Source organism: Streptomyces sp. NPDC038280 (genome assembly GCF_055600045.1).
Window position 1 is genome coordinate 79,817 of record NZ_JBVJYZ010000020.1, and the last position, 21,113, is coordinate 100,929.

General features: G+C 69.7%; 20 protein-coding genes and 3 pseudogenes. 16 read left to right on the forward strand and 7 right to left on the reverse strand.

The window, feature by feature from the left end; genetic code table 11:
* The first annotated feature begins 472 nt into the window (after positions 1-472).
* The 6 genes and pseudogenes from ACZ7J0_RS29575 to ACZ7J0_RS29600 all read left to right on the forward strand — a co-directional run bounded on the left by ACZ7J0_RS29575 (position 473) and on the right by ACZ7J0_RS29600 (position 6,084).
* The gene (locus ACZ7J0_RS29575) at positions 473-1,456 is read left to right on the forward strand and encodes a BtrH N-terminal domain-containing protein (protein ID WP_470892441.1); all 984 of its coding nucleotides are present in this window, start codon (positions 473-475) and stop codon (positions 1,454-1,456) included.
* A gap of 348 nt (positions 1,457-1,804) precedes the next feature.
* On the forward strand, positions 1,805-2,230 hold the full coding sequence (locus ACZ7J0_RS29580) for a hypothetical protein (RefSeq protein WP_470892443.1): 426 nt from the start codon (positions 1,805-1,807) through the stop codon (positions 2,228-2,230).
* A 745-nt stretch (positions 2,231-2,975) separates the two neighbouring features.
* Positions 2,976-3,515: a GNAT family N-acetyltransferase gene (locus ACZ7J0_RS29585; RefSeq protein WP_470892445.1), complete on the forward strand. Its 540-nt coding sequence runs from the start codon at positions 2,976-2,978 to the stop codon at positions 3,513-3,515.
* 585 nt (positions 3,516-4,100) lie between these two features.
* A pseudogene (locus ACZ7J0_RS29590) lies at positions 4,101-4,524 on the forward strand (tautomerase family protein).
* Positions 4,517-5,571, forward strand: a pseudogene (locus tag ACZ7J0_RS29595) (zinc-dependent alcohol dehydrogenase). The pseudogenes ACZ7J0_RS29590 and ACZ7J0_RS29595 overlap by 8 nt, the downstream one beginning before the upstream one ends.
* A 309-nt stretch (positions 5,572-5,880) precedes the next feature.
* Positions 5,881-6,084, forward strand: a complete 204-nt coding sequence (locus ACZ7J0_RS29600; protein ID WP_470892447.1) for a hypothetical protein — start codon at positions 5,881-5,883, stop codon at positions 6,082-6,084.
* Positions 6,085-6,152: 68 nt separating this feature from the next.
* Here the strand turns inward: ACZ7J0_RS29600 and ACZ7J0_RS29605 are convergent, their stop codons facing one another.
* Positions 6,153-6,656: a hypothetical protein gene (locus tag ACZ7J0_RS29605; protein ID WP_470892449.1), complete on the reverse strand. Its 504-nt coding sequence runs from the start codon at positions 6,654-6,656 to the stop codon at positions 6,153-6,155.
* Between the two features lie 134 nt (positions 6,657-6,790).
* Between ACZ7J0_RS29605 and ACZ7J0_RS29610 the strand changes: the two genes are divergently transcribed.
* Positions 6,791-7,165: a VOC family protein gene (locus ACZ7J0_RS29610; protein ID WP_470892451.1), complete on the forward strand. Its 375-nt coding sequence runs from the start codon at positions 6,791-6,793 to the stop codon at positions 7,163-7,165.
* A gap of 48 nt (positions 7,166-7,213) precedes the next feature.
* On the opposite strand, the gene ACZ7J0_RS29615 is transcribed toward ACZ7J0_RS29610, so the two are convergent.
* Positions 7,214-7,363 (reverse strand): hypothetical protein, encoded by a 150-nt coding sequence (locus ACZ7J0_RS29615; protein WP_470892453.1) that lies wholly within the window; start codon positions 7,361-7,363, stop codon positions 7,214-7,216.
* Between the two features lie 2 nt (positions 7,364-7,365).
* Between ACZ7J0_RS29615 and ACZ7J0_RS29620 the strand changes: the two genes are divergently transcribed.
* The 4 genes from ACZ7J0_RS29620 to ACZ7J0_RS29635 all read left to right on the forward strand — a co-directional run bounded on the left by ACZ7J0_RS29620 (position 7,366) and on the right by ACZ7J0_RS29635 (position 10,410).
* The gene (locus ACZ7J0_RS29620) at positions 7,366-7,890 is read left to right on the forward strand and encodes a DinB family protein (RefSeq protein WP_470892455.1); all 525 of its coding nucleotides are present in this window, start codon (positions 7,366-7,368) and stop codon (positions 7,888-7,890) included.
* Positions 7,891-7,992: 102 nt separating this feature from the next.
* A complete protein-coding gene (locus ACZ7J0_RS29625; protein ID WP_470892457.1) occupies positions 7,993-8,559 on the forward strand; it encodes a DUF6817 domain-containing protein in 567 nt (188 codons plus the stop codon).
* A gap of 370 nt (positions 8,560-8,929) precedes the next feature.
* A complete protein-coding gene (locus ACZ7J0_RS29630) occupies positions 8,930-9,553 on the forward strand; it encodes a TetR/AcrR family transcriptional regulator (protein WP_470892459.1) in 624 nt (207 codons plus the stop codon).
* Positions 9,550-10,410 (forward strand): alpha/beta fold hydrolase, encoded by an 861-nt coding sequence (locus ACZ7J0_RS29635; protein WP_470892461.1) that lies wholly within the window; start codon positions 9,550-9,552, stop codon positions 10,408-10,410. The genes ACZ7J0_RS29630 and ACZ7J0_RS29635 overlap by 4 nt, the downstream gene beginning before the upstream one ends.
* A gap of 219 nt (positions 10,411-10,629) precedes the next feature.
* Here ACZ7J0_RS29635 and ACZ7J0_RS29640 read toward each other — a convergent pair whose 3' ends face one another.
* Positions 10,630-11,385 carry an MBL fold metallo-hydrolase gene (locus ACZ7J0_RS29640; RefSeq protein WP_470892463.1) on the reverse strand — a complete coding sequence of 252 codons (756 nt, stop codon included), beginning with the start codon at positions 11,383-11,385 and terminating at the stop codon, positions 10,630-10,632.
* 89 nt (positions 11,386-11,474) lie between these two features.
* The gene (locus ACZ7J0_RS29645) at positions 11,475-12,461 is read right to left on the reverse strand and encodes a GlxA family transcriptional regulator (protein ID WP_470892465.1); all 987 of its coding nucleotides are present in this window, start codon (positions 12,459-12,461) and stop codon (positions 11,475-11,477) included.
* Positions 12,462-13,101: 640 nt separating this feature from the next.
* On the opposite strand from ACZ7J0_RS29645, the gene ACZ7J0_RS29650 reads away from it, so the two are divergent.
* The 4 genes from ACZ7J0_RS29650 to ACZ7J0_RS29665 all read left to right on the forward strand — a co-directional run bounded on the left by ACZ7J0_RS29650 (position 13,102) and on the right by ACZ7J0_RS29665 (position 16,270).
* Positions 13,102-13,338: an alpha/beta fold hydrolase gene (locus ACZ7J0_RS29650; protein ID WP_470892467.1), complete on the forward strand. Its 237-nt coding sequence runs from the start codon at positions 13,102-13,104 to the stop codon at positions 13,336-13,338.
* Entirely contained in the window at positions 13,335-13,913 is a 579-nt protein-coding gene (locus tag ACZ7J0_RS29655) for an alpha/beta fold hydrolase (protein WP_470892469.1), read from the forward strand. The genes ACZ7J0_RS29650 and ACZ7J0_RS29655 overlap by 4 nt, the downstream gene beginning before the upstream one ends.
* A gap of 984 nt (positions 13,914-14,897) precedes the next feature.
* Positions 14,898-15,725: an endonuclease I family protein gene (locus tag ACZ7J0_RS29660; RefSeq protein ID WP_470892471.1), complete on the forward strand. Its 828-nt coding sequence runs from the start codon at positions 14,898-14,900 to the stop codon at positions 15,723-15,725.
* 263 nt (positions 15,726-15,988) lie between these two features.
* Positions 15,989-16,270 (forward strand): hypothetical protein, encoded by a 282-nt coding sequence (locus tag ACZ7J0_RS29665; RefSeq protein WP_470892473.1) that lies wholly within the window; start codon positions 15,989-15,991, stop codon positions 16,268-16,270.
* A gap of 439 nt (positions 16,271-16,709) precedes the next feature.
* Here the strand turns inward: ACZ7J0_RS29665 and ACZ7J0_RS29670 are convergent, their stop codons facing one another.
* The 3 genes from ACZ7J0_RS29670 to ACZ7J0_RS29680 all read right to left on the reverse strand — a co-directional run bounded on the left by ACZ7J0_RS29670 (position 16,710) and on the right by ACZ7J0_RS29680 (position 19,784).
* Positions 16,710-16,904, reverse strand: a complete 195-nt coding sequence (locus ACZ7J0_RS29670) for a hypothetical protein (RefSeq protein ID WP_470892475.1) — start codon at positions 16,902-16,904, stop codon at positions 16,710-16,712.
* A 195-nt stretch (positions 16,905-17,099) separates the two neighbouring features.
* Positions 17,100-18,494: a TerD family protein gene (locus ACZ7J0_RS29675; RefSeq protein WP_470892477.1), complete on the reverse strand. Its 1,395-nt coding sequence runs from the start codon at positions 18,492-18,494 to the stop codon at positions 17,100-17,102.
* A 402-nt stretch (positions 18,495-18,896) separates the two neighbouring features.
* Complete coding sequence (locus ACZ7J0_RS29680) at positions 18,897-19,784, reverse strand: DUF4436 family protein (protein WP_470892479.1); 888 nt, start codon at positions 19,782-19,784, stop codon at positions 18,897-18,899.
* Positions 19,785-20,395: 611 nt separating this feature from the next.
* On the opposite strand from ACZ7J0_RS29680, the pseudogene ACZ7J0_RS29685 reads away from it, so the two are divergent.
* Positions 20,396-21,091 (forward strand): annotated as a pseudogene (locus tag ACZ7J0_RS29685) (cobalt-precorrin-4/precorrin-4 C(11)-methyltransferase); the annotation flags it as partial.
* Positions 21,092-21,113 lie beyond the last annotated feature (22 nt).

A 21,113-nucleotide genomic window follows, 5' to 3' on the forward strand; every position in this document is an offset into this window, starting at 1 on the left:
GGCGGAGGGGACGGCACGTTCCGGGCAGCCACCCGGGGCGCGCGCAGTGAAGGTCTCCAGCACGGTCGAGGCCCCGATCGTCGTCGCGGCTCATTTGTGAGCAGGCGATGCGCGTGACGTGCGCATCGCTCACTTCGGCGAACCGACGGACCTGCTTCACAGAGCGTCCCCGACTGACCAGGCCGAGCTCCTCGCCCCGGACGACGGGCATTTCATAGAGCCGGGCTTATCCTGGCCCGAGTTACTGGCGTGATGGAGCCGCAACCGTCTGCCAAGTGGGTTCAGTGCACACGCAGACGCTCCGAGCCGGCGAGTGGCCAGGGTGCTAGGTGTATTGATCAAGACCGCCGAGTGTTAACAACGCTCGTGATCAATACAGCTAGGGCCTGGTCGGCGGATCATGGCTGGGGCGCGATGGTCCGGCACATCCATCCGCAGCGTTGTTGTCAGGTGGGGGAGGAGAATGAGCGGCATGGCCATGGTGAAAGGCATCGATGTCCGCGGTATGCAGCACTGCGAGACGACGGCGTTGGGCGTGCTGCTGCGGCATGAGGGACTCGACTTGTCGGAGCCCATGCTGTTCGGGCTCGGCTCTGGACTGTCGTTCATCTACTGGGACAGCAAAGCCATGGGTTTTCCGTTCCTGGGAGGTAGGGTCAAGCCGTTCGAGCTCACCAGGAACCTGGCCGCCGCCCTCGGGTGCGAGCTGCTCATCGGGGAGACCACCTCTCCGCGCAAGGCATGGCAGAACGTGGCGGCTTCCATTGACGCCGGTCGGCCGGTCGGCCTTCAGCTCGACAGCTACCACCTGGACTACTTCAGCACCAAGGTGCACTTCGGCGGACACGTCGTGGCCATGTACGGCTACGACGAACAAGACGCCTACCTGGTGGACACCCAGCCGCAGGGCGGAGCCGTCTCGACCAGCCTCGCCGCCCTGGCCAGGGCCAGGGCCGAGCGAGGCCCCATGACCGCCAAGCACCGCTCCTTCACCATCACGGCGCCCAGCAGGCTGACGTCACCGCAGGACCGGATCATCCCCGCGATCAAGACCTGCGCCGACGCCTTCCTGAACCCGCCCATCGCGAACCTGGGCCACCGGGGCATCGAGAAGACCGCCAAGCAAGTGCCGAAGTGGCTGCAGCGCAGCGACAATCCGCGCGAGGACCTGCCACGGGCCGCCGTCCTCATGGAGAGGGCCGGCACCGGCGGCGCCCTGTTCCGCAATCTCTACCGGGACTTCCTCGCGGAGTGTGCCCAGCTGATCGACAGCAGCCACCTGCGCACTGGCCACAGCCTGTATACCGAGGCTTCCACTCTCTGGACACAGGTGGCCGCGCTCGTCGCGACAGCAGGTGATTCCGGCGAGGTGAAGACGCTCGTGGAGGCCGGCTCCATCCTCCACGAGCTCGCGCGCATCGAACGCGATGCCATGCAGGCACTCAGCCTGCTCTAGGGCCTGTCCGGCGGGTCATTGCGCGGAGCCGCGCTTGTCGAAGACGGCGCGTGCGGTCGGCCAGCTCAGGCCGGTGAGCGGTGCGAGGGGGACGGCGGCTACCAGGGGCCGCGTCCCAGAGCCAGTCAAGCAGCCTCAACGAGGGCCGGGCAGCGCAGTGGCATGGCCGGGTGGATGAGCACCGTGGCGACGTGCAGCGCCACGGGCACGGTCCTCCAGCCATGGCCGGAGAATGCGGGGCGGGGGTGGCGGACCGTCCGCAGACGCCACGCTTCATCACGGTTGACGCGCAAGGGCTGCGGGCAACCTTGTGGCGTCTTCCCGCTCGCGCCAAAGGAGACTTACACCGTGTTGGGCCGATCTGCTTTCACCCTCTTCACCGTGGCGGGCCTGGCCATGACCGCGGCACTGACCGCCGCGCCGGCCGTCGCGGTGCCCCCGGCCGCGGCCGCCGCCTACCCTCCTCCCACCCCGGTCTACGTCTCCGACGGCGCAGGCAGTTACATCTCGGGCACCCTGACTTGGTACAACCGGTCGGTGGTCTTCACAGGGACGTTGAAGTCCGTCGGCTGCCGCAGAGCGTGGTACAGCGTGTTCGATGCCTATGCGAACCCGCTCGGCCCCAGGAGCAGCAGTACGCACTGCAACACGGTGACTTCGGTGCCTGCCACACTTCCCGCGGATGTTGTCGGCGGCGGCTCGTACGTCGGGGTCTGTCTTGACGATGCGAACGGCAAGCCGGTGACGTCGTGCGGCGTCTACCCCCGTCCGTGACCGATCCCCAGCCCTCGCACGAGCCGGATGTGCTGGGCGCCCACGGGGAGCGCCGCCAGCGTTGTCGACTGCCTCGCTGACCGTTTGACGGAGCGACGATTGGCGGCGGCCGTGCCTTCGCTGCGCCCCCGCGAGAGCGAGACCCCGCGCGCTTCGTGCGGAGGGGTGCGCCATGGCGCGCATTCCGCTCAGGGCGCCATTCAGTATGCCCATGGCTTGGCGTTGAAGGCGGGAGTCGTAGGTCGATATGGATGCCAATGTGGGCGTGTTCCCTGATGACGACGAGAGTTCGGGCAGCTCCGAGGGGCTGATCCGTTGGCCCCGCGCGGAGTTGGGGCCAGGCAGCGCATCCACCTGAATCGGTGCCGGGATCCTTCCGTACCCAGGCAGAGCGTCCGTGAGAATGCCGTCGTAGCCCGCAGTTCACGTGTCGCCCACTCCCGCAGCTCTGCGGAGCTGCCGTGACCGCCGAGGACCACGCATCTGCGCAGGACTGAAGGGAGCGGCTTCGACTTTCAGGCGGAAAGGGCGTCGTCGACGGGCCTGTCCGGCTCCTCGTGCAGCGGGTGGTTCACACGGAGGCCCGGCGCCGCTTACGCGGTGCCGGCCCAACGCGGATGTGTGTCAGCCTGTCATCCGCTGCGCATCCGGACGATGATGCAAGTGACGATCAAGGCGCCAAGGGGCACCCGCAGCCCAATGCAGTTGCTTCATGAGTGTCAGAGGCGAGTGCCATGATCGCGGGATGACCTCCACACTCACCTTTCAGCAGCTCACCTCACCGGACGACGTCACTCCCCAGCTCCGACGCGCTCTTACCGAGTGCTGGGTCGAAGTCACTAACGCGGGTGGCGCGGCCGGCTTCCCTTTCCCTCCCGTCAATGCAGCCACGGTGACTTCTGTTCTCGATCGCATCATCGACCTGCTCTCTCCCGACACCAGTCGAGTGCTCACGGCATCCCTGGACGGGGAGCTTGCAGGCTGGCTCAACGTCCGTCGCGACCCGTTCGAGTTGGTCTCGCACTGGGGAACCCTTCACCACGTCCAGACTCGCACCGCCATACGTGGGCGCGGTGTCGGCCGTGCCCTCATGCATGAAGTGCGTAGGGTCGCCAAGGAAGAGATGTGCCTGGAACAACTGCACCTCGCCGCCCGCGGCGGCGTCGGCCTGGAGGACTTCTACGGGCAGCTCGACTGGAAGGAAATCGGCCGGTGGCCCGGCGCCCTCCGACTCGCAGCAGGCGACGACCGCGACGAGATCCTCATGATCCTTGCCCCACTCTGATCCGCGTATTCAGGGCGGAGTTGTGGGCACGCGGGCCACGGGTCTTCCGGCGCCGCGGTGCTTTTCTGCAATGCTGGCCGGGTTGAAGGCCCACCGGACGGGCTCGACCTTGCTGCAGCCGCGCCGGGTTCGCAGGATCGGCCACCGCATCGGCCTCTTTATCGCGCGGGGGCAGTATCGGCTGGTCCGAGGCGGCAGCAGAAGGGAGCGGGCTGCTCGGGCGGCCTTCGCCCAGGCGCTGGTCAGCACGTGCCGGGGGGGCGATGTACTGGGACGGCACGCTGCGTCGGGCGATCCGGACGCAGCGGAGGTAGGAGCACCGGTCGGCGTCCAGGACGGGACCGGTCGCCGAGACGGAGTGCGCGAACAGGCGGACAGCCTGGTGGACGGCGAGTTGAGCCCACAACTCCTGCCGCACGGCCAACGGCCCGTCCAGCCGGTCCACCAGGCCGTCCGCCGGTCAAAGCAACCGCATTGGCACCAGCAGCCCTCGCAAGCCGCCGGCAGGACATTGGGGTCGGTCCGCGATGGCCACCCCGCACGTCCTGGGCGCGGTCGCGGGGACGTGGTTCGGTAGCCGGCCCGATCGTCGCGTACGCCGTGGGTATCGTCCAATCGTTCGGATCAGGGGCGCGCACGATCCAGCGGGACCTCGCCGCCGTGTTGCTGCGGTGGGAGGGCGCGCCCGACACCACCTACTTCCGGGCCCAGGCGTGGAGCTACCTCACCGAGCTGCCCGAGGGCGCACAGGCGACGGCCGAGGACGACGCGCCCCGCTTCCTCGTGGAGGTGACGGTTCCCCAGGGAGCGCTGTCGCAGCGGCGCAAGGCGGGCCTGGTCGAGGAGGCCACCGCCACCGTGCCCGCGGCCGCCGGTCTGTCCCCGGGTGAGGCGCTGCGGGTGTGTGCTGGTGCACGAGCAGCCCGACGGCAACTGGGGCGCGGGCGGCTCCGTCGTCCGGTACGCCGACCTGGTCGCCCTGGCGAAGGGGCAGCAGGCCGATGCGTGAACTGACCTACATCGCGCGGCGCACGGTCGAGTGGCGCGAGGCACCCGACCCCAAGGTCCGGTCCGTCCAGGAGGCGATCGTCGCCCCGTCGCCGCCACCTCCTGCGACGTGGACTCCTCCATCCTCGCCGGGCAGGCCACGCGGCGGCAGCCGCAGATTCAACACAGCATCGACCCGCCGTTCGCCCTCGGCCACGAATGCGTGGCCCGCGTCACCGACATCGGCGACCACGTGACCAGCGTGGCCCCCGGCGACCTGGTCGTGGTGCCGTGGTCCATCAACTGCGGCACCTGCGCCCCCTGCCGGGGCGGGGTGACCGCCCACTGCACCTCAGTCCCGCACATGGCGATGTACGGCGCGCCGATCGGCGGCAGCTGGGGCGGCCTCTTCTCCGACCTGGTCCGCGTCCCCTACGCGGACGCCATGCTGGTACCGCTGCCTGCCGGCCTCGACCCGGTCGCCATGGCCTCGGCCAGCGATAGCTGGTCCCTGTCCTGGCGCCTGGTCGCCCCGCACCTGGCGGCCCGCCCGGGCGCCCGGGTCCTGGTCGTCGCACGCGGCAGCATCGGCCTGTACGTGTGCGACATCGCCCGCGCGCTCGGCGCCTCCGACGTCCTCTACGTCGACCCCGACGCCGGGCACCGCCGTCTCGCCGAAAGCTACGGCGCTCGCACCGCCGAGGCCATCGAGCCGATCCCGCACGGCTTCGACCTGGCCATCGAGGCCACAGGTCGCGTCGACCAGCTCGCGCTCGCCGTCACATCACTCGCTCCCGAAGGCATCTGCGAGTCCGCCGGCAACCACTTCCGCCCCGGCGAACTCCCCCTGCTCGACATGTACCTCACCGACGTCACCCTGCGCATCGCCCGCGACAACGTACGCGCCCACATCCCCGACGCTCTCGACCTCGCCTCCTCCGGGAAGGTCGCACCCGAACGCGTCGTCTCCCACGTCCTCGACTGGGAGCAACTGCCCGACGCGCTGCCGGAGAAGCACCTCAAGCCCGTTTTCGTACGCGACATCACCTCGTCCCCGGCCCGGAGCTGACCCAGCCGAGTACCCCTGGCTGCGGTTCCGCGGCCATGCAACGAGAAGCCCGATGAAATCGCCTCTGCCGCACCGCTTCGCTACGAGCACCACTCCTGAGCAACCGGACGAGGAGGACCCGCGTCAGCGACGGACGGCGATCACCGCGCTCGGCCACGACTTGCGCGCTCCGGCCGACGCGGCTGTCCGCACGACACCGCACCGCACACTCTGTACCGCGTGGGGGGACGGCGCCCCCAGCCTCGTCGCTCAACTGGCCGTGCACCGCGGCGCATGTGCGGAAGAGGTGGACGAGTCTCCGGGAGGAGCGTGGGTGTACAACCCCGCCACCAGTACCGGCAGCCCGCTGGCGCCGCCCCCGCAGGTGACACGGCTCGACCGCGTCGCGGCCGGGGCACCCATGTCCTCGGCATCGCCCACGAGGGCCGCCAGGCCACGGACACGGTCGGTATCAGCGCCATGCTGCTGGACGAGCTGATGCGGTGGGCGTGCGCCGTAGCAGGTAGGGGATGACGTGACTCGAGCAGCAGGTGGCGATCACTGCAGCGATGGAAGTTCACGAGTTTCGACGGCGCTTCACGTCAGTGATCTTGGCCTGCCGTCCATGCGAAGCAGTCGTGTCCGTCGCCGGGCAGGCCCATGACGTTCAGCATGGGTTCTTCGCCCTCGGGGATCTCGAAAGTGAAGTGCGCTCCTGACGGGATCGCCACGAGCGTGCACTGGTCGTCGAAGGTCAGCGGAGCGTACGGCTTCCAGGGACAACAGGTCTTGTCCAAGGCGGAAACCACATCCGCATGCTTGATCCCTGCGGGGAAGCTGCCCGTCCCCCCGACAACCGACGGGGGGAGTTCGACGACGTCCCGCCAGGTTTGGACGCAGATGAGAGAGACCCTGCGGCAGCGGCAGACACTCAGCTCAAGGTCTCCGTAGGCGAAGAGCCGTGGCCACTCTCTGTTCCGGCTCATCGTTCCGACGTCCCACGGTTCGCCGAGTGCTGCGGTCACATCGTTCCAGTCGGCTCCGCTGAACACCGGGCCCAGGCGGCCGGTCTTCGCCATGTCTGTCAGGACATCGAGTATCTCCACGAGGCGGAGCGTGGCAGGTACCCTGACCAGCAGTCCAATGGATTCAAGGCGCTACGCATGTCCGCCGCGGCGGCGGGTACGACCCCTTCCTACGGGCAGTCGCGTAAGCAGCCGAGGAACGAGGGGTGTCGGAAGTGATTCGAAAGCTGCAGGCGGTCGCGCTGGACTGCGCCGATCCGGTACGGCTCGCGGAGTTCTACGCACATCTGCTCGGCGGTCGGGTGGTCGCGGACCCGGAGGATCCCGACTGGGTCGAGGTGCACGGGTTCGAGGGAGTGCCACTGGCCTGCCAGCGGGTGGACGGCTACCGACCGCCCGAATGGCCCGGCGAGCAGCACCCGCAGCAGCTCCACCTGGACTTCGACGTGGACGACCTCGACGGGGAGGAGGAGCGAGCGCTCGCCCTCGGCGCGACCGTGCTGGAGCGTACGGACCAGCTCCGCCCGGAGGCCAACTGGCGGGTCTACGCGGACCCGGCCGGCCATCCGTTCTGCCTCTGTCTCCACTGAGTCCACCGGGCCCCCACGGCCATTGAGGCGGCCCGGCCCCTGCCTGTGTCAGGCGTGACATCTGAGCGGGGGAGCCGTGACCGCGGTCATGCTCGCCGTCAGCGTCAGCGTCACCGTCAGCATGAGCGTCACCTCGCTCCACACCGCCGACGCGGACGCGGACAGGTCGTGCTCGAGGGGAGAGTTGTTACCGTGCATGCATGACAGCTTGCGCGGAATGCGGTTTCGAGTACGACCTCGCTCTGGCTCCCGAAGTCTCGGTGCTCGCCAAGGGTCACGCCCGCGAGTACGCGGACCTGCTGGGCGCCGAACCGTCGGTGCTGCGGCGGCGCTCCGCGCCAGAGGTGTGGTCACCTCTCGAGTACGCCTGTCACATGCGTGATGTCCTGCTCGTGCAGCGTGAGCGGGTTCTGGCCGCACGACGTCGTGATACGCCGGTCGCCGAGTCCATGGGGCGCGACGAGCGCGTGGAGCACGACGGATACGCCCAGCAACAGCCCGCCGATGTCGCACGCCAACTCCAAGACGCGACACTCCTGTTCACGGATACGCTCGACCGGCTGTCTCCCGCCGACTGGGAGCGCACACTGGTATACACCTATCCCGAGCGCGAGCAACGCTCACTGCGCTGGGTCGCCGTGCACACCCTGCACGAGCTGCGCCATCACCTGCTCGACATGCGCCGCCAACTGGAACACGCGCGAGGTGGCACGATCCATGCTTGAGGCCTTGCTGCGGTGGCCGTAGTCGTGTCGACCCGGCGGTGGCCCGGCTGCCCCTGCGGCACGGACGGGTGCCGACCCCAAGCGCTGGAAGGACACCACCCCGTGCCGGCATCTGCTCGTGCTGCCGACCAGGCCATCGCGCTACTGCGCGGGCTCGGCGCAGCAGACATCGCCCACCCGGGCGGCACTCTTCTCGCCCACCTCCAGCGCGTTCAAGGGCAACTCGCCTTATGGGGCGCACGCCCCGCCCTCCAGCTCGCGGGCCTGTGCCACGCCTTCTACGGCACCGACGGCTTCCCCATCGCCCTGCATTCTCCGGGCCACCGAACCGAACTCGCTGAGGTAATCGGTGACGAGGCCGAAGCCATCGTCCACCTCTACGCGTCATGTGACCGGAGGGCTACCTATCCTGGGCTCGCGGATCCCCACGGGGCCTTCCGAGATCGGTTCACCGGCCGCATCCACACTCCACAGGCGCAGGCGCGGCGTGACTTCGCTGAGCTGTCCGTTGCCAACGAACTCGACGTTGCCCGTATTGACCCTGCCTTCCGTGAGAAGTGGGGAGCTGACCTTCTCACCCTCTTCACCCGCTTCCGGCCCCTGCTGAGCCAATCCGCTTGGGCGGACTGCAACGCGGGGCTTTCTGCGGCTCAGCCTCCCCGGGACTGAGCAGCTCGAAGAGAAATCCGCCCTCTGGCGGATCCCTCATGCGGATCGCGCACCCCCGGCCCTGGGGAGATGCCGTCCGGGCCGCGCCGACGAGGACGCGGGCCGACCCGCGCTCCCAGGCGACCGGCACGAGGGACCTGGGGGCCGAGGCTGCCGCGGTGCGGCGATGCCGTTCATGCCGACGCTCCGTCATCCCTGGAGGAACGTCTGCTCCCCGCCGCTCCGCACCTGCAGGGGTGTGATGAGGTCGGTGCGCTGGCAGGCTGCTTCGGGCTCACAGCGGTCTGCGCCACCGCAACGCTTGCCCAAAACCAGAGACCCCCTTTAAATTTAGAGGACTCTCTAAGTTTTCGCGGAAGGGTGAGCGCGTATGCAGCCGGTCGAAGGGGGACTGCGCGAGCAGCACAAGGCCCAGCGTCGAATCCGGATCCTCGACGCGACGCGCGAACTCCTCCGGGAGAGCCCGGAATCGGTGATCAGTGCCGAGCGGATCGCCGAGCGAGCGGAGGTCGCCCCGGCCACGGTGTACAACCTGATCGGGCCGCGCGAGAAGATCTGGGAGGCGCTGGCCGCCGGGTTCATGGACGAACTCGAGCGCCGCCTCGTGGTGCTGGGAGCCGGCGGCCCACGGGAGGTTGTCCAGTCGACCGTACGTCTGTTCGTGGACGACCCAATCGTGTCGCGTCGCATGGTGCGTGAGTGGGAGGAAAGCGGCCTCGTTCTCGACCGCAGTCCGCTCACCCAGCTCCGCCGGGCGATGGCCGAGGCGCAGACGCAGGGAATCCTGCGCGCCGACATCAACACGGACGCGCTGGCCGCCGTTGTCGGCACCTCGTGCGTGGGTGCACTGCATCAGTGGGTCGCAGCGCTGATCGACGACGACCGGTTCCTCGCGCGTGCTCTGTTCGCACTGGACGTCGTGCTCGCAGCGGCGGCCGCGGATCCCTACCGCGACCAACTGCTGGCGCCGCTGCGGATCCGGGGCACGGTATGACGCCCGGCGCGCTGTCACGGCCTCGAAGTTTCGTGGGCCGTGGCGGGATCCTGCTCACGGCGGATACATGGGGCGCAGCGGCGTCCTCGCCACCTCTTGTCCTGCTGCACGGGGGCGGCCAGACACGACACGCCTGGGACGGGACCGGCCCTCGACTGGCCACGCTGGGGTGGCGGGTCATCGCTCCGGACCTACGCGGGCACGGCACCAGCGAATGGTCAGCCGATGGCGACTACGACCTCGACCTGTTCGCCGAGGACGTCCGGGCGCTCGTCGCCGAAGTCGGCGACCGGCCAATGCTCGTTGGGGCCTCGCTCGGCGGTCTGAGTTCGCTGCTCGCCGCAGGAGAGGCACCCAGGGCGGCTGTCCGCGCTCTGGTGCTCGTCGACGTCGCCCATCGACCGGATCCCCGCGGGGTTCGCCGGATCGTCGCATTCATGCGCAGTCGGCCGGACGGATTCGCCAGCATCGAGGAAGCAGCCGCGGCGGTCTCTGCCCACCTACCGCATCGCACGCGACCGTCCGACCCCGGGAGCCTACGGAACAATCTGCGACGCCACGGCGATCGCTGGGTCTGGCACTGGGACCCCCGGATCCTCGACAGCTTCGAGGGCCGGATGGACCCGCCTGGCATGGCCGAGCGTCTCCTCCACGCCGCTCACCACGCCGACGTGCCGATCCTGCTCGTCCGCGGCGGGCTCAGCGACGTGGTGCGCGAGGACGCCGCCGAGGAGTTCTGCGCCAGGGTTCCCAACGCGCGGTACGTCGATGTGGCCGACGCCGGGCACATGGTTGTCGGTGATCGGAACGAGCCCTTCATCGATGCCCTCGTCCCGTTTCTGGAAGGCATCGAGTGAGCGGCGAAGCGAACGGTTCGGTGTCGCAGTGGCATGCTCATGGTCGATCCCCGCAACGCTTTGACCTCCCGCTGATCTTCACACATCTGATCTTCACCCATCGGTGCGGATGACTGTCTTGTGAGACATGCAAATCCCTTCTGCCGACGCAAAGTTGATGAGGCGAACGGCCGCTTCGATACGCATTCGCTACAGCCCGGGCTGGAAGGTCCGCGTCGTTCAGGGCTGGCCCTGCGCACGCGCGGTGAGGCGGCCGGCCGCTGCGAGCCGGGCCAGGCGGTGGTCTTCGCGCCGCGCCCAGCGCCGTACCCGCCCGGGCTTCAGGGGGGTGCCGTGGCCGACGTGCAGGGTGGTGGGGTTGAGGGCGAGCATCGCCTGGAGGCTGGCGAGGTTGCCGACCGGGTCGTCGTGGAAGGGCGGGTTGGCGGGCTTTCCGGGAATGAGGCCCATGAAGGAGTTGGCGACAAGGTCACCGGCGACGAGGTCGCCCTCGTCGGTGAGGACGGACACGGAGCCCGCGGTGTGCCCGGGGGTGGGCATGATCCGCCCTGCGACGCCGAAGTCCTCCATGCTGGTCTCGGAGCTGATGAGCACCTCGGGTTCGAACGGTTCGGCCCGGACGTGGAGCTCCTTACGGCGGGCCATGGCGCGGCCCATCGGCCCGGTCGGCAGGTACGGTTCGCGGGCCCGGCCGGAACGGAACGGTCCGAGGTCGGCGACGTGGGCCGCGACGGGCGCGCCGGTGAGGCGGTGCAGCTCGGCGGCGGAACCGAAGTGGTCGATGTGGCCGTGCGTGATGACGATCAAGGAGACGTCGGCCGGGTCCACCCCGTGCTCGCTGACCCGCTCGATGATCCGCCGGCCGCTGCCGGGCGTCCCCGCGTCGACGATGACCGGCCGGCGGCCCAGCAGCAGGTAGGCGTTGACCGCGTGCCGGCCCAGGACCGGGATGGGGAGGACTTTCGTACGGGACATGGCGTGCTCCAGGGTGTCGCGGCGGCCTCGTGTGCGGGCATGCCTGAGATCCGCCGGGCGGCGGTTGATGGTGCGCGGTATCGGGATGGCTACCGGAAGCGGCGGCGGTACTCGGCGGGGGTGGTTCCCAGCCTGCGCTGGAAGGAGCGGTGCAAGGTGTCCACCGAGCCCAGACCGCTGGCCGCGGCGGTTTCCGGCAGGCTGTGGTCGCTCTCCTCCAGCAACCGCCGGGCAGCCTCCAGGCGGGCGGCCTCCACGTAGGCGGCAGGCGTGGTGCCGGTGCGCTGGCGAAACACGCGTGTGAAGTGTCGCACGCTCAAGTGCAGCCGTTCGGCCAGGACTTCGGCCGAGAGGTCATCGGTGAGGTGGTCCGAGATCCACCGTCGCAGGTCGTCGATCCGGTCGTCCGCAGGGGCCTGGGCCGCCTGTTCGGAGAGCGGCACGCTGAACTGGCTCTGCCCACCGGAGCGTTTGACATACATGACCATCATCCGGGCGGCGGCCAGGGCTACTGCTCGGCCGTGGTCCTCGGCGACCATCGCGAGTGCCATGTCCATTCCCGACGTGACACCGGCGCAGGTCCACACCGGTCCGGAGCGGATGAAGATCGGGTCCGGATCGACGGTGACCCGCGGATGCTCGGCGGCCAGCCGGGCGGCGGTCAGCCAGTGCGTCGTGGCGCGTCTGCCGTCGAGCAACCCGGCCGTGGCCAGCAGGTGGGCGCCCGCGCAGATCGAACCCGTCCTACGGGCCCGCGGCGCCGCCTGGCGCAACCACGCGGTGACCTGGGCGTCGACCACTGGCTCCACCGCGCCGTCGACCAGGTCGATCGCACCTGCGACGAGCAGGGTGTCGACCCGGCCGTCCGCCTCGTCCAGGGCCAGGTCTGCGAGCAGCCGGACACCACTTGCCGTCCGCAGTTCGCCGCCGTCGGCCGTCGCGATCTGCACCCGGTAGCCGGGGTGTTCGCCGACGAGCATCCGGGAGGCGACGGAGAACACCTCGGCCGGGCCGGTGACGTCCAACAGCTCCACCCCGGGGAAGGCGGCGATGACGACTCTGTGCGTTTCGGGCATGCCCTGATCATCACGCCCCTTCCGGATGGCCGCAATGACGAGCATGTGGCACATCCGGCCATCAGCACGCGGGCCCGGCGATGCCGCCCCGCACCCGGCTCGGTGGCCCTGTACGGCGACCTGACGCCACCGCGGCCGTAGGGTCGGCCGGTCACGAGCGCGCAGGCGCCGCGCGGTGCGGGCCGCCGAGGTGGACCTCGTACCGCGCCGCTGCCCGCGTTCGCTGAGCTCCCTGGGGAGCAGCCGGCCAACCTCAGCAGGACGGGCGACCGTCGCGAGGAGCAGGGAGATGAGGGCCTGACGTCTTCGCCGGAGAGTCGGCGGCGTTTGCAGCGCATACGGAGATCTCCTGGTGTGTGAGGTGCGGTGAGGTGCGGTCGGGGGAGGTGTGGGCTCTGTGACAGAGGCTGTCTGACGGTGCGTGGCTCCGGGACGGTCCATCGGCGGCCCCCGACGCCGATGCCCACATGGGCACGCCGGGTGTGGCTCCCGGTCGCCGCTGGTGTGAGCCGGACGTACCGTACTGACGGGGCCGTTGACCGCTGGTGCACCTGTGGGCCCGGTGCCGGGTCATCGCCCGGGACAACAGCCGGCCGGTGCGTGCGACCCGCCAACGGCTTTGAAAGCAGGGGATTTCGACATGTTCAAGGTGGCTTCATCCGACGGCACGGCGATCGCGTGTGAGCGGCACGGCACCGCGGGCCCGACGCTGATTCTCGTCGGCGGCACCTTGATGACCCGGGTACGGCACGCACCGCTCGCCTCGCTGCTGGCGCGTGACTTCAGCGTCGTCAACTACGACCGCAGAGGACGCGGTGACAGCGGTGACAACCCCGCCTACGACGTGCAGCGCGAGGTCGAGACCTGGACGCGGTGATCGAGCGGGTGGGCGGCCCGGTGCTGCTCTTCGGGATGTCCTCCGGAGCCGTCCTGGCCCTGGAGGCCGTGGCCAGGGGCAGCGCGGTCTCCGCCCTGGCCCTGTACGAGCCGCCGTTCATCGTCGACCACACCCGCCCGCCGCTGCCCGCCGACTACGTCGACCGCATGAAGGCGATCGTGGCGCGGGGGGATGCGACCGAGGCCCTCACGTACTTCCTGACGGCGGGCCTGGCCATGCCGGGCGAAGCCATCGCCGCGATGCGGCGCACCCCTGTCTGGACCGCGTGGAAGGCCGCTGCCCCGACCCTGCCCTACGACGGTCACGTGAGGGGCGACACCATGTCCGGCCGGCCACTGCCCACCGACCGGTGGCGGTCCGTGAACGTACCCGTCCTGGTCGGCTACGGCAGCGCGGGCGAGACGTACATGGCCAACGGGGCGAAGGATCTCGCCTCCCACGGGGACAACTACACACTGCACGCACTTCCCGGCCAGGACCACAACGTCGACCCACAGACCCTCGCGCCCGTGCTGACCACATTCTTCACCGGTGTCGTAGGTGTCGGTCGGTAGCCTCGGCCGGGAATGAGCCTCAGCGCGGCCGCGAGCCGACCAGCACCGCACAGCCCCGCGGGCCGGCCGGCAGCTCTGCCAGGTGTCGGCAGCGTGGCGGGGGAGTGGGGTGCGGGCCGGAGTTCACGACCGCCGGCACCCTGGAACGCCTGGCTGTGGCGGGTACGGGACCTGGTTCACGTCGACGACATCGCCAACGGCACCCTGTGAGCCCTTGGCAGCCCCCGTGTCCACACCGAGACCGTGAGCATCGGCACCGGCGTGCCCACCCCTGCGCAAGGTCACCGAGCTGGTGCAGGACCACTACCCGCACACGGCGTTCCTGGAGACGCCATTACCGGCCGGTGACCCGCTGGATGCGTACGCGGCCGTGCGTAAGGTGGAGAACATCCTCGGCCGGAAGCCGAGGGTCAGCATCGCCGGGGGCGTAGACCGGTACGTGAAGTGGCTGTGGACCACCCCGCCGCCGCCCCCAACTGGCTCCCGGACGTCCGCCACCGCATGGAGACCAGCGTCCGTCGCCAGCGGCTGTGTCAGCAATTCACCGGGTGAAATTGCCTTGGCCCGGGGGGCGTTCGACCGCCCGCGGGCCAAGGCCCGTCGGCCCGCCACGTACGCCAAGGCCCGCGCCGTCGGCGGCCGCTCGCTGAACCAATGCACACCGACCGTCGCTGAGCAGCACCATCCTGGCTCGCACCGTCCTGACTGACGCCACCGCCCGCAGCCCCGCGGTGTTGCAGCGTCCCAGGCGCGGCGGGGCGAGCCGACTGCTCCGGGCCCCTCGCATCGTGAGGTTCTCTTCACCGTGTCGGCACAGGACGGGTGCGCGGTGTCCACTCGCTTCTGATCGGATGCTGGCAGGCTTCATCCCCCGAACTACCGATCGACATCCGCCTGTTGGGCACGTCGTCGGACTTCTGGCCGCCGGTTGAGGCCGTGATTCCGCGGTGTGCCCGCCGAGAAGGAGAGGACACCCCCCACATCATGTCCGCTCACCGTAAGCGCAGCCCTTGGCGCGGTCCCGTCCTGGCCGCGGCTGCGGCCACCGCGCTCGCCGTTCCGGCCTCGGCCTTCGCCACCGCCAGTACCCCGCCCGCCGCACCCGGCGCCGCGGTGGCGATGCCGCTGGACGACGCCTACTACAAAGCAGCTGCCGGCAAGACCGGCGGCGAGCTCAAGACGGCCCTGCACGCGATCATCAGCGAGCAGACGAAGCTCTCCTACGACGACGTGTGGGAAGCACTGAAGACCACCGACGAGGACCCCGACACCCCCACCAACGTCATCCTCCTGTACAGCGGCCGCTCCCAGTCCAAGGACGCCCACGGCGACGGTGCGGACGACTGGAACCGGGAGCACGTGTGGGCCAAGAGCCACGGCGATTTCGGAACGCGCCCCGGACCGGGTACCGACATTCACCACCTGCGCCCCGAAGACTCCTCCGTCAATTCCACCCGCGGCAACCTCGACTTCGACAACGGCGGCGACCCGGTCGACGAAGCGCCCGACAGCCGCATTGACAGCGACTCCTTCGAACCCCGCGACGCCGTCAAGGGCGACGTCGCCCGCATGATCCTCTACATGGCCGTCCGGTACGACGGATCCGACGGCTCCCCCGACCTGGAACCCAATGACCAGGTCGGCAACGGTAGTGCTCCGGCGATGGGACGGCTGTCGGTGTTGAAGCAGTGGCACGACGCCGACCCGCCGGATGCGTTCGAGAAGGCCCGCAACGACAAGATCTACGGCATACAGAAGAACCGGAACCCGTTCATCGACCACCCCGAATGGGTCGCCGAGATCTGGAAGTAGCTGCCACCGCGCGCCGCCGTCCGAGAACTGTCATTCGGTGGTGCCGCGGCCGGACGGCCGCGGCACCACCGACACCCACCACCGGAGTCGGCGGACAGGAAGAATAACGCCCGCCTCTTGTCCGCCGCACTGGGCCTCGCGGGGCCCAGTCCACCGCCCCTTCCCGTCGGCCGGGTCGAATGGCATCCGGGCGTCCCGATTCCAGATAGCGTTCCTTCAACGCCATCTGGGAGGCCGCCATCTACTGCTCGACGGAAGCGACGGTGCTGACGCCCGATGAGATCGCCCGCCTCGACGAACTCCCGGACGCAGCCTTCACGATGCTCCCGGAGCTCGAGTGTGCACTGGAAGACGGTCACGTCGGCTCCCACGTCGCGTTGGGGCAGTCGCAGGACCACACCTTTGAAGATCAGACCCACTGGTGGCTGCGCTGGACGGACGAGGGCGACCGCCACTGGACGCATGAGGCTCTGTGTCCCGCTGAGCGCGGAGACGACGTGTGTCTGCTGCCGACGGAGCACGCCAGCGGGCACCATTGGGGCTGATGAGCGGCCGACGCACAGACCGCCATCCCGCTGATCCGGCAGCTCCCCAGCCCGCTGAGCGGTGAAGCCAGCTCACTCTCGTAGCTGAGGTCGGCAGCCTCGACGCCGTCATCCAACCGCAGGGAGGCATCGTGGAGGGTAATGACGGGATCGGTGACGGTGGATATTGAGCTACTCATGGATCAGCTGGGGAGGGCCGACGTCACTGTCCTCCTGGGCATCGATGACGCGAACAACGTCACTACGGTGAAGGTGCTCCAGCGGCTGATCCGCAATGCGGGCGGCGCGATCGCCTGACAGTCCGAGTGTCAGGGCAGGTCGCCCGGTGCCCTGGTGAGTTCGTGGCAGATCAGCCGACGGGGTCGCCCAGCGAGGTCAGGCCACCGTGTTCTACCCCGCCCTGGCGCGACAAGCACTGTGACCGCATCGCAAACACGCTCTAGTAGTCCATGGCCATCACGACGTAGAGGCACGCCGCGACTCCGATTGCGCCGATAACGGCCGTGGCGGTCAGCGCGCAGCCGAGCGCTCCTACGGTGCCGATGATCGCTGCCCAGCCAAAGCGCGTTGCTCGTTCGGCCCGTTGGACTGAGTCGTGGTATTCACCGTCGTCGTCCCAGTCACGCTCAGTCATGGTCATCCGCCCTTCAACCATACAGCTCGGGCATCTCGCCCCGGCATCAGACAACTCCGGGTTCGTCCCGACCCCCGGCGCGCGGGCCGAAGCACAGCGCTCGACGTCTCGGGCTGCGCCGGCGAGGCCTCGACCACCTGATCGAAGCCGGACTCCTGACGCCCTCCGAGCACAGTGACCCCGGTTCCTTCCAGGTCAGCGAGGACGCGCTCGTTGCCATTGCCGACCTGCCCCTGGGGACGGCTCGCGTAGGGGTAGCGGGTCGACGGTGAGCTCCCACTGGTGGCGGCTCTTGTCGATCACGAGCAGGAGGGGGCCGTCCGGGATCCGTACTTTCTCCTTGACCTTGCGGCCGTTCCAGGCGTGGACGAGCTCCTCGGCGGGGCGCCTCAGCTCGCCGGGGGCGTTGCCCTTGTGGTGGTTCAGCTGGAACCACCCGTTGTGGCGGTCCGTCGCCCGGACCCTCAGATCGGCCGCGGCGCCCGTGTGGACGAAGACCTCGCGCCCGCTTCCGCGGACCGTCCCGGCGCCGATCGGGCGGGCCGCCGACAGGGGCAGAACAGTGAGCTCCCACTTCCCCGAGTGGCGCACCTTCATCTTCACCGGGCCGCCCTTGCGTGGCGGCACGAGGAGGGCACGACCGTAGAAGTCGGGCAGGTCGTTGCAGAAGACTTCGTCGGAGCGGCCGGGGATCTGGACCCCGAGGAAGTGGTACTCCTCGACCCGTGCCTCCAGGATCACCGGATCCGAGTCCGGCGGGAACGGCAGGTCCACGGTGACCGTCTTCTCGCCCTTGCCGTTGTAGACGCGCGGTTCGAAGTCGAAGAGGCCGGCTTCCCAGGAGTGGGTGCCGGCCCGGCTGGCGACGGCGAGCGGGCTGGCGACGGCGAGTGGGCTGGTTACGGGTGGGGAAGGCACCGGGACGGCCGACTTCGACAGGGGAGGGGCCGCCGCGGCGGGCGCCGGCACCAGTGGCGCGGCCGTCCCCAAAGGCGCCGAGCCCGTCTTGGCCACGTCCTTCAACGGCACCGGTCCGGACGCCGGCGGAGCCACCGGCACCGCACCCTCTGCCACCACGACCCCGAAGTCCGTCGCCAGCCCCGCTAGCCCCGAGTCGTAACCCTGACCCACCGCGCGGAACTTCCACGCCCCGTCGCGCCGGTAGAACTCCCCGAGCGCGAAGGCCGTCTCGCTGGAGGCGTCCGTCACGTCGTAGTGCGCCACCACGGCGCCGTCGACCGACACCACCTGTGCGTACAGGCCGGGAACCTGCCCGAACGCCCCGCCGTGGCAGTACCCGGCGATCAGAACCCGCTGGACGGCAGGTTCGATCCGCAGCAGGTCCAGCTCCAGCCACTCGGCGAGCTGCCCGCCGCCCTCACCTGTGCCCATGTGCCGCACGGCGCCGGACGGATGCGCGGGCCGGCCGTGGAAGACGACGTCGGCGTCGCCGCGCACCGTGCCGGTCGCGTCGAGCAGCAGGGCGGCGACGTCCACGGTCGGCGCCCCGGGCACCCGGTGCCGGCCCACGGCGATCCGCAGAGGGGCGGCCGGGACAGGGACGTTGGCGCCCTTGGTGATGTGCGTCATGGGGGACATGGTGACAGCGAAGACGGTGCGAAGAAAAGATCTTCGGTGCGGAGTCGAACGTTCCGTCAGAGAACCGCGTCATAGGGGAAACGCGGCGAGGCTCGCCAGCGTCCGCGCCTGGCCGACTGACGTGAACGAGACCGATGACCTCCGCCGGTACCGCACGGCCGCGCAGTTCGCACGGCCGCGCGGTCCGTGCGGCCGATGACCGCCGAACGCACGCGGTGGGAATTCGGACAGGGAGAGTCGCTGCACTGCGCAACAGCGCCCCGTCCCGCCCCCGCCCCGATACTGCGGATTGCGGCCGTGGGCGCCCGCGTACCCGCCCCTCCAAAGGTCGTATGTCCGGGCGGCCCTCTTGTCCCCGCCGGCGCGCCCGCGCACATGGGTGGCAGGAATCGCTCAGGTGTGGTGGGTGTCGTCCGGGCGCAGGACGGTGCGGACGCCGGCGATGACCGCGGTGATCAGGCACAGGGCGACGATGGTCTCGGCCCAAAGGAAGGCGATCCAGTCCATCGCGCAGCCGATCGGGGGTGTGCCGGGGGCGTTGTTGCGAAACGCCGAGAGAGCGAACAGGGTCGCGGCCATCCACGCGAGGGCGGGCCAGACCAAGCCCTGACGGCGGGTCGTCAGGTACCAGGCCCCGATGATCACGGACGCCGCCAGTGCCCACATCACGACCATCATGAAGAGCGCGAAGACGAGCACGCTGCCCGATCGGGTCAGCCCCAGCCCGACGACGGCCTCCTGCCGGGAGGGCTTGGGTGTCGCGGAGACCGACAAGAGCACGTCGTTGTTGGACAACAGCATGCGCACCGGCACCTGCTTGCCACCCAGCAGCGCCCTGAACCCGATACCGGTCTCGTAGGAGTCGAACGGATAGTCGCTGATCGATCCGCCGGTGAGCGCGACCTGCACGTCCCTGGTCGCGAGCCGCTCGTGCGCGTCGAACGCCAGGTCGTCGAGCGTTGCCCCGGAGGTCTGGAGGCTGAGATCGGCCACCGGAGCGGTCCCTTCCTCCTCGCCGAAGGCCCCGCGCGGGGTGACCTGGACCCGCAGTACCAGCTCTCTGGCCGCGGCGTCGACGTATTGGACGTCGGCCTCCACGTCCACCCGGTCGGCGGCGCTGGATCCGACCGTGTGGACCGTGTCGATCGCCTGCCGCTCGGTGAACTGCAGCCACGACCCCACGCTCACCGCCACCACGATCAGAACCGCGATGGGAAGCAGGACCGGCAGGATCGACGCCCCGGAGCGGCGCGGGCGAGGTGAGGCCGAGGGTGGGGCCATGGTGACTCCGACGAGATGGGAGGGCAACGGGCTCATCCGGCCCGACGCCGGGAGCAGACCTCGCGCCCACACGGCACGGTCGTCGAAGCCGGGCACGCCCGTGGCGGGCGGCCGTCTTCTCCGAGACGCGGGGTGGTGGCCGCAATGCGATCCTCGTCGACCGGGCCGACGATCCACCGCATCCGGGCGGGCGTGTCGGCACCGACCGGACCCGATTCCTCGCCCTTTGCCGGTCCGCCTCGAAGGCACTCTGCCGCCCGGCCCGGCTGGGGGTGAACAGCCTCCGGAGTTCCTGCTCGGCAGGATGGGCCGACTGATTCTGGCCCCGGTGGATGCAGGGACGGGCGCGCTGCAGAGGGCGCGAAGGATGCCTCATTACACAGGCCGTCGGGCTTTCCGCCGGCTGTGACCAGGAGACGGTGCCGACTGGCAGTGCGAGGGCGGCCCGCCGGGTACCGGTCTGGGCGCGAGCGGACGCACCTGCGGCCCGGCGCGGCTCCTCCGTGGTCGGCACACCGCCGTCGGCGACCTCACCCCCGCGAGGACCACCTCGGCCCAGAGGCCCGCCGGTGCGGGCAGCTTGAGCGTCTCACCCTCGGCGCCCGCCGTACCGAGGAAGCCCAACAGTTCTCGGCCGCTGTGGCGTCTGCCTCTACCCCGGGAGCATGACGCCGACCGAACTGCTCGCGCACTGTCCCCCTGACGCGACGCGCCTCGACACGGCGAGCCTGACCCTGGACGAGGTCATGGCGCGGATCCTCGAGGCCCACGAGAAGGGGGTCGATGTCGCGCGGCTGTGCTCGGGGGATCCGTCCCTCTACAGCACCGTCGCCGAGCAGATGCGGGTGCTGGACAAGGCCGGTGTGCCGCACGAGATGGTGCCGGGCGTGTCCGCGTTCGCGGCATCGGCGGCGGTGCTCGGGCGGGAGCTGACCGTGCCGGGGGTGGGGCAGAGCCTGATCATCACGCGCGCCCGTTCGCGGTCGGGGTCCATGCCTCCCGGCGAGACGCTGGCGAACTTCGCGCTGACCGGGGCGACGCTGGCGATCTATCTCGTGATCAATCACCTGGAGGACGTGGTCGCGGACCTGCTCCCGCACTACGGCGAGGACTGCCCGGCGGCTGCTGTGGCGCTGGCGAGTCAGCCCGGTGAGACCGTCGTGCGCTCGACCCTCTCCCGCATCGCAGGCGATGTGCGGGCGGCCGGGGTGGCGAGGCTGGCGACGCTGCTCGTCGGCCGGACCCTCGAAGCCGAGGGCTTTCCGGACAGTGTGCTGCATTCCGCCGCTCGCGCCTGGTCCGCCTGATCAGAACACAGAACAGGAGTAG

What these genes read in the sequence shown, in the direction of transcription:
- ACZ7J0_RS29630 (WP_470892459.1), top strand. Translation starts at nt 8,930, where the DNA reads ATGCAGCCGGTCGAAGGGGGACTGCGCGAGCAGCACAAGGCCCAGCGT.
- ACZ7J0_RS29675 (WP_470892477.1), bottom strand. Translation starts at nt 18,494, where the DNA reads ATGACGCACATCACCAAGGGCGCCAACGTCCCTGTCCCGGCCGCCCCT.
- ACZ7J0_RS29575 (WP_470892441.1), top strand. Translation starts at nt 473, where the DNA reads ATGGCCATGGTGAAAGGCATCGATGTCCGCGGTATGCAGCACTGCGAG.
- ACZ7J0_RS29635 (WP_470892461.1), top strand. Translation starts at nt 9,550, where the DNA reads ATGACGCCCGGCGCGCTGTCACGGCCTCGAAGTTTCGTGGGCCGTGGC.
- ACZ7J0_RS29620 (WP_470892455.1), top strand. Translation starts at nt 7,366, where the DNA reads ATGACAGCTTGCGCGGAATGCGGTTTCGAGTACGACCTCGCTCTGGCT.
- ACZ7J0_RS29615 (WP_470892453.1), bottom strand. Translation starts at nt 7,363, where the DNA reads ATGCACGGTAACAACTCTCCCCTCGAGCACGACCTGTCCGCGTCCGCG.
- ACZ7J0_RS29650 (WP_470892467.1), top strand. Translation starts at nt 13,102, where the DNA reads ATGTTCAAGGTGGCTTCATCCGACGGCACGGCGATCGCGTGTGAGCGG.
- ACZ7J0_RS29585 (WP_470892445.1), top strand. Translation starts at nt 2,976, where the DNA reads ATGACCTCCACACTCACCTTTCAGCAGCTCACCTCACCGGACGACGTC.
- ACZ7J0_RS29645 (WP_470892465.1), bottom strand. Translation starts at nt 12,461, where the DNA reads ATGCCCGAAACGCACAGAGTCGTCATCGCCGCCTTCCCCGGGGTGGAG.
- ACZ7J0_RS29670 (WP_470892475.1), bottom strand. Translation starts at nt 16,904, where the DNA reads ATGACTGAGCGTGACTGGGACGACGACGGTGAATACCACGACTCAGTC.
- ACZ7J0_RS29680 (WP_470892479.1), bottom strand. Translation starts at nt 19,784, where the DNA reads ATGGCCCCACCCTCGGCCTCACCTCGCCCGCGCCGCTCCGGGGCGTCG.
- ACZ7J0_RS29640 (WP_470892463.1), bottom strand. Translation starts at nt 11,385, where the DNA reads ATGTCCCGTACGAAAGTCCTCCCCATCCCGGTCCTGGGCCGGCACGCG.
- ACZ7J0_RS29660 (WP_470892471.1), top strand. Translation starts at nt 14,898, where the DNA reads ATGTCCGCTCACCGTAAGCGCAGCCCTTGGCGCGGTCCCGTCCTGGCC.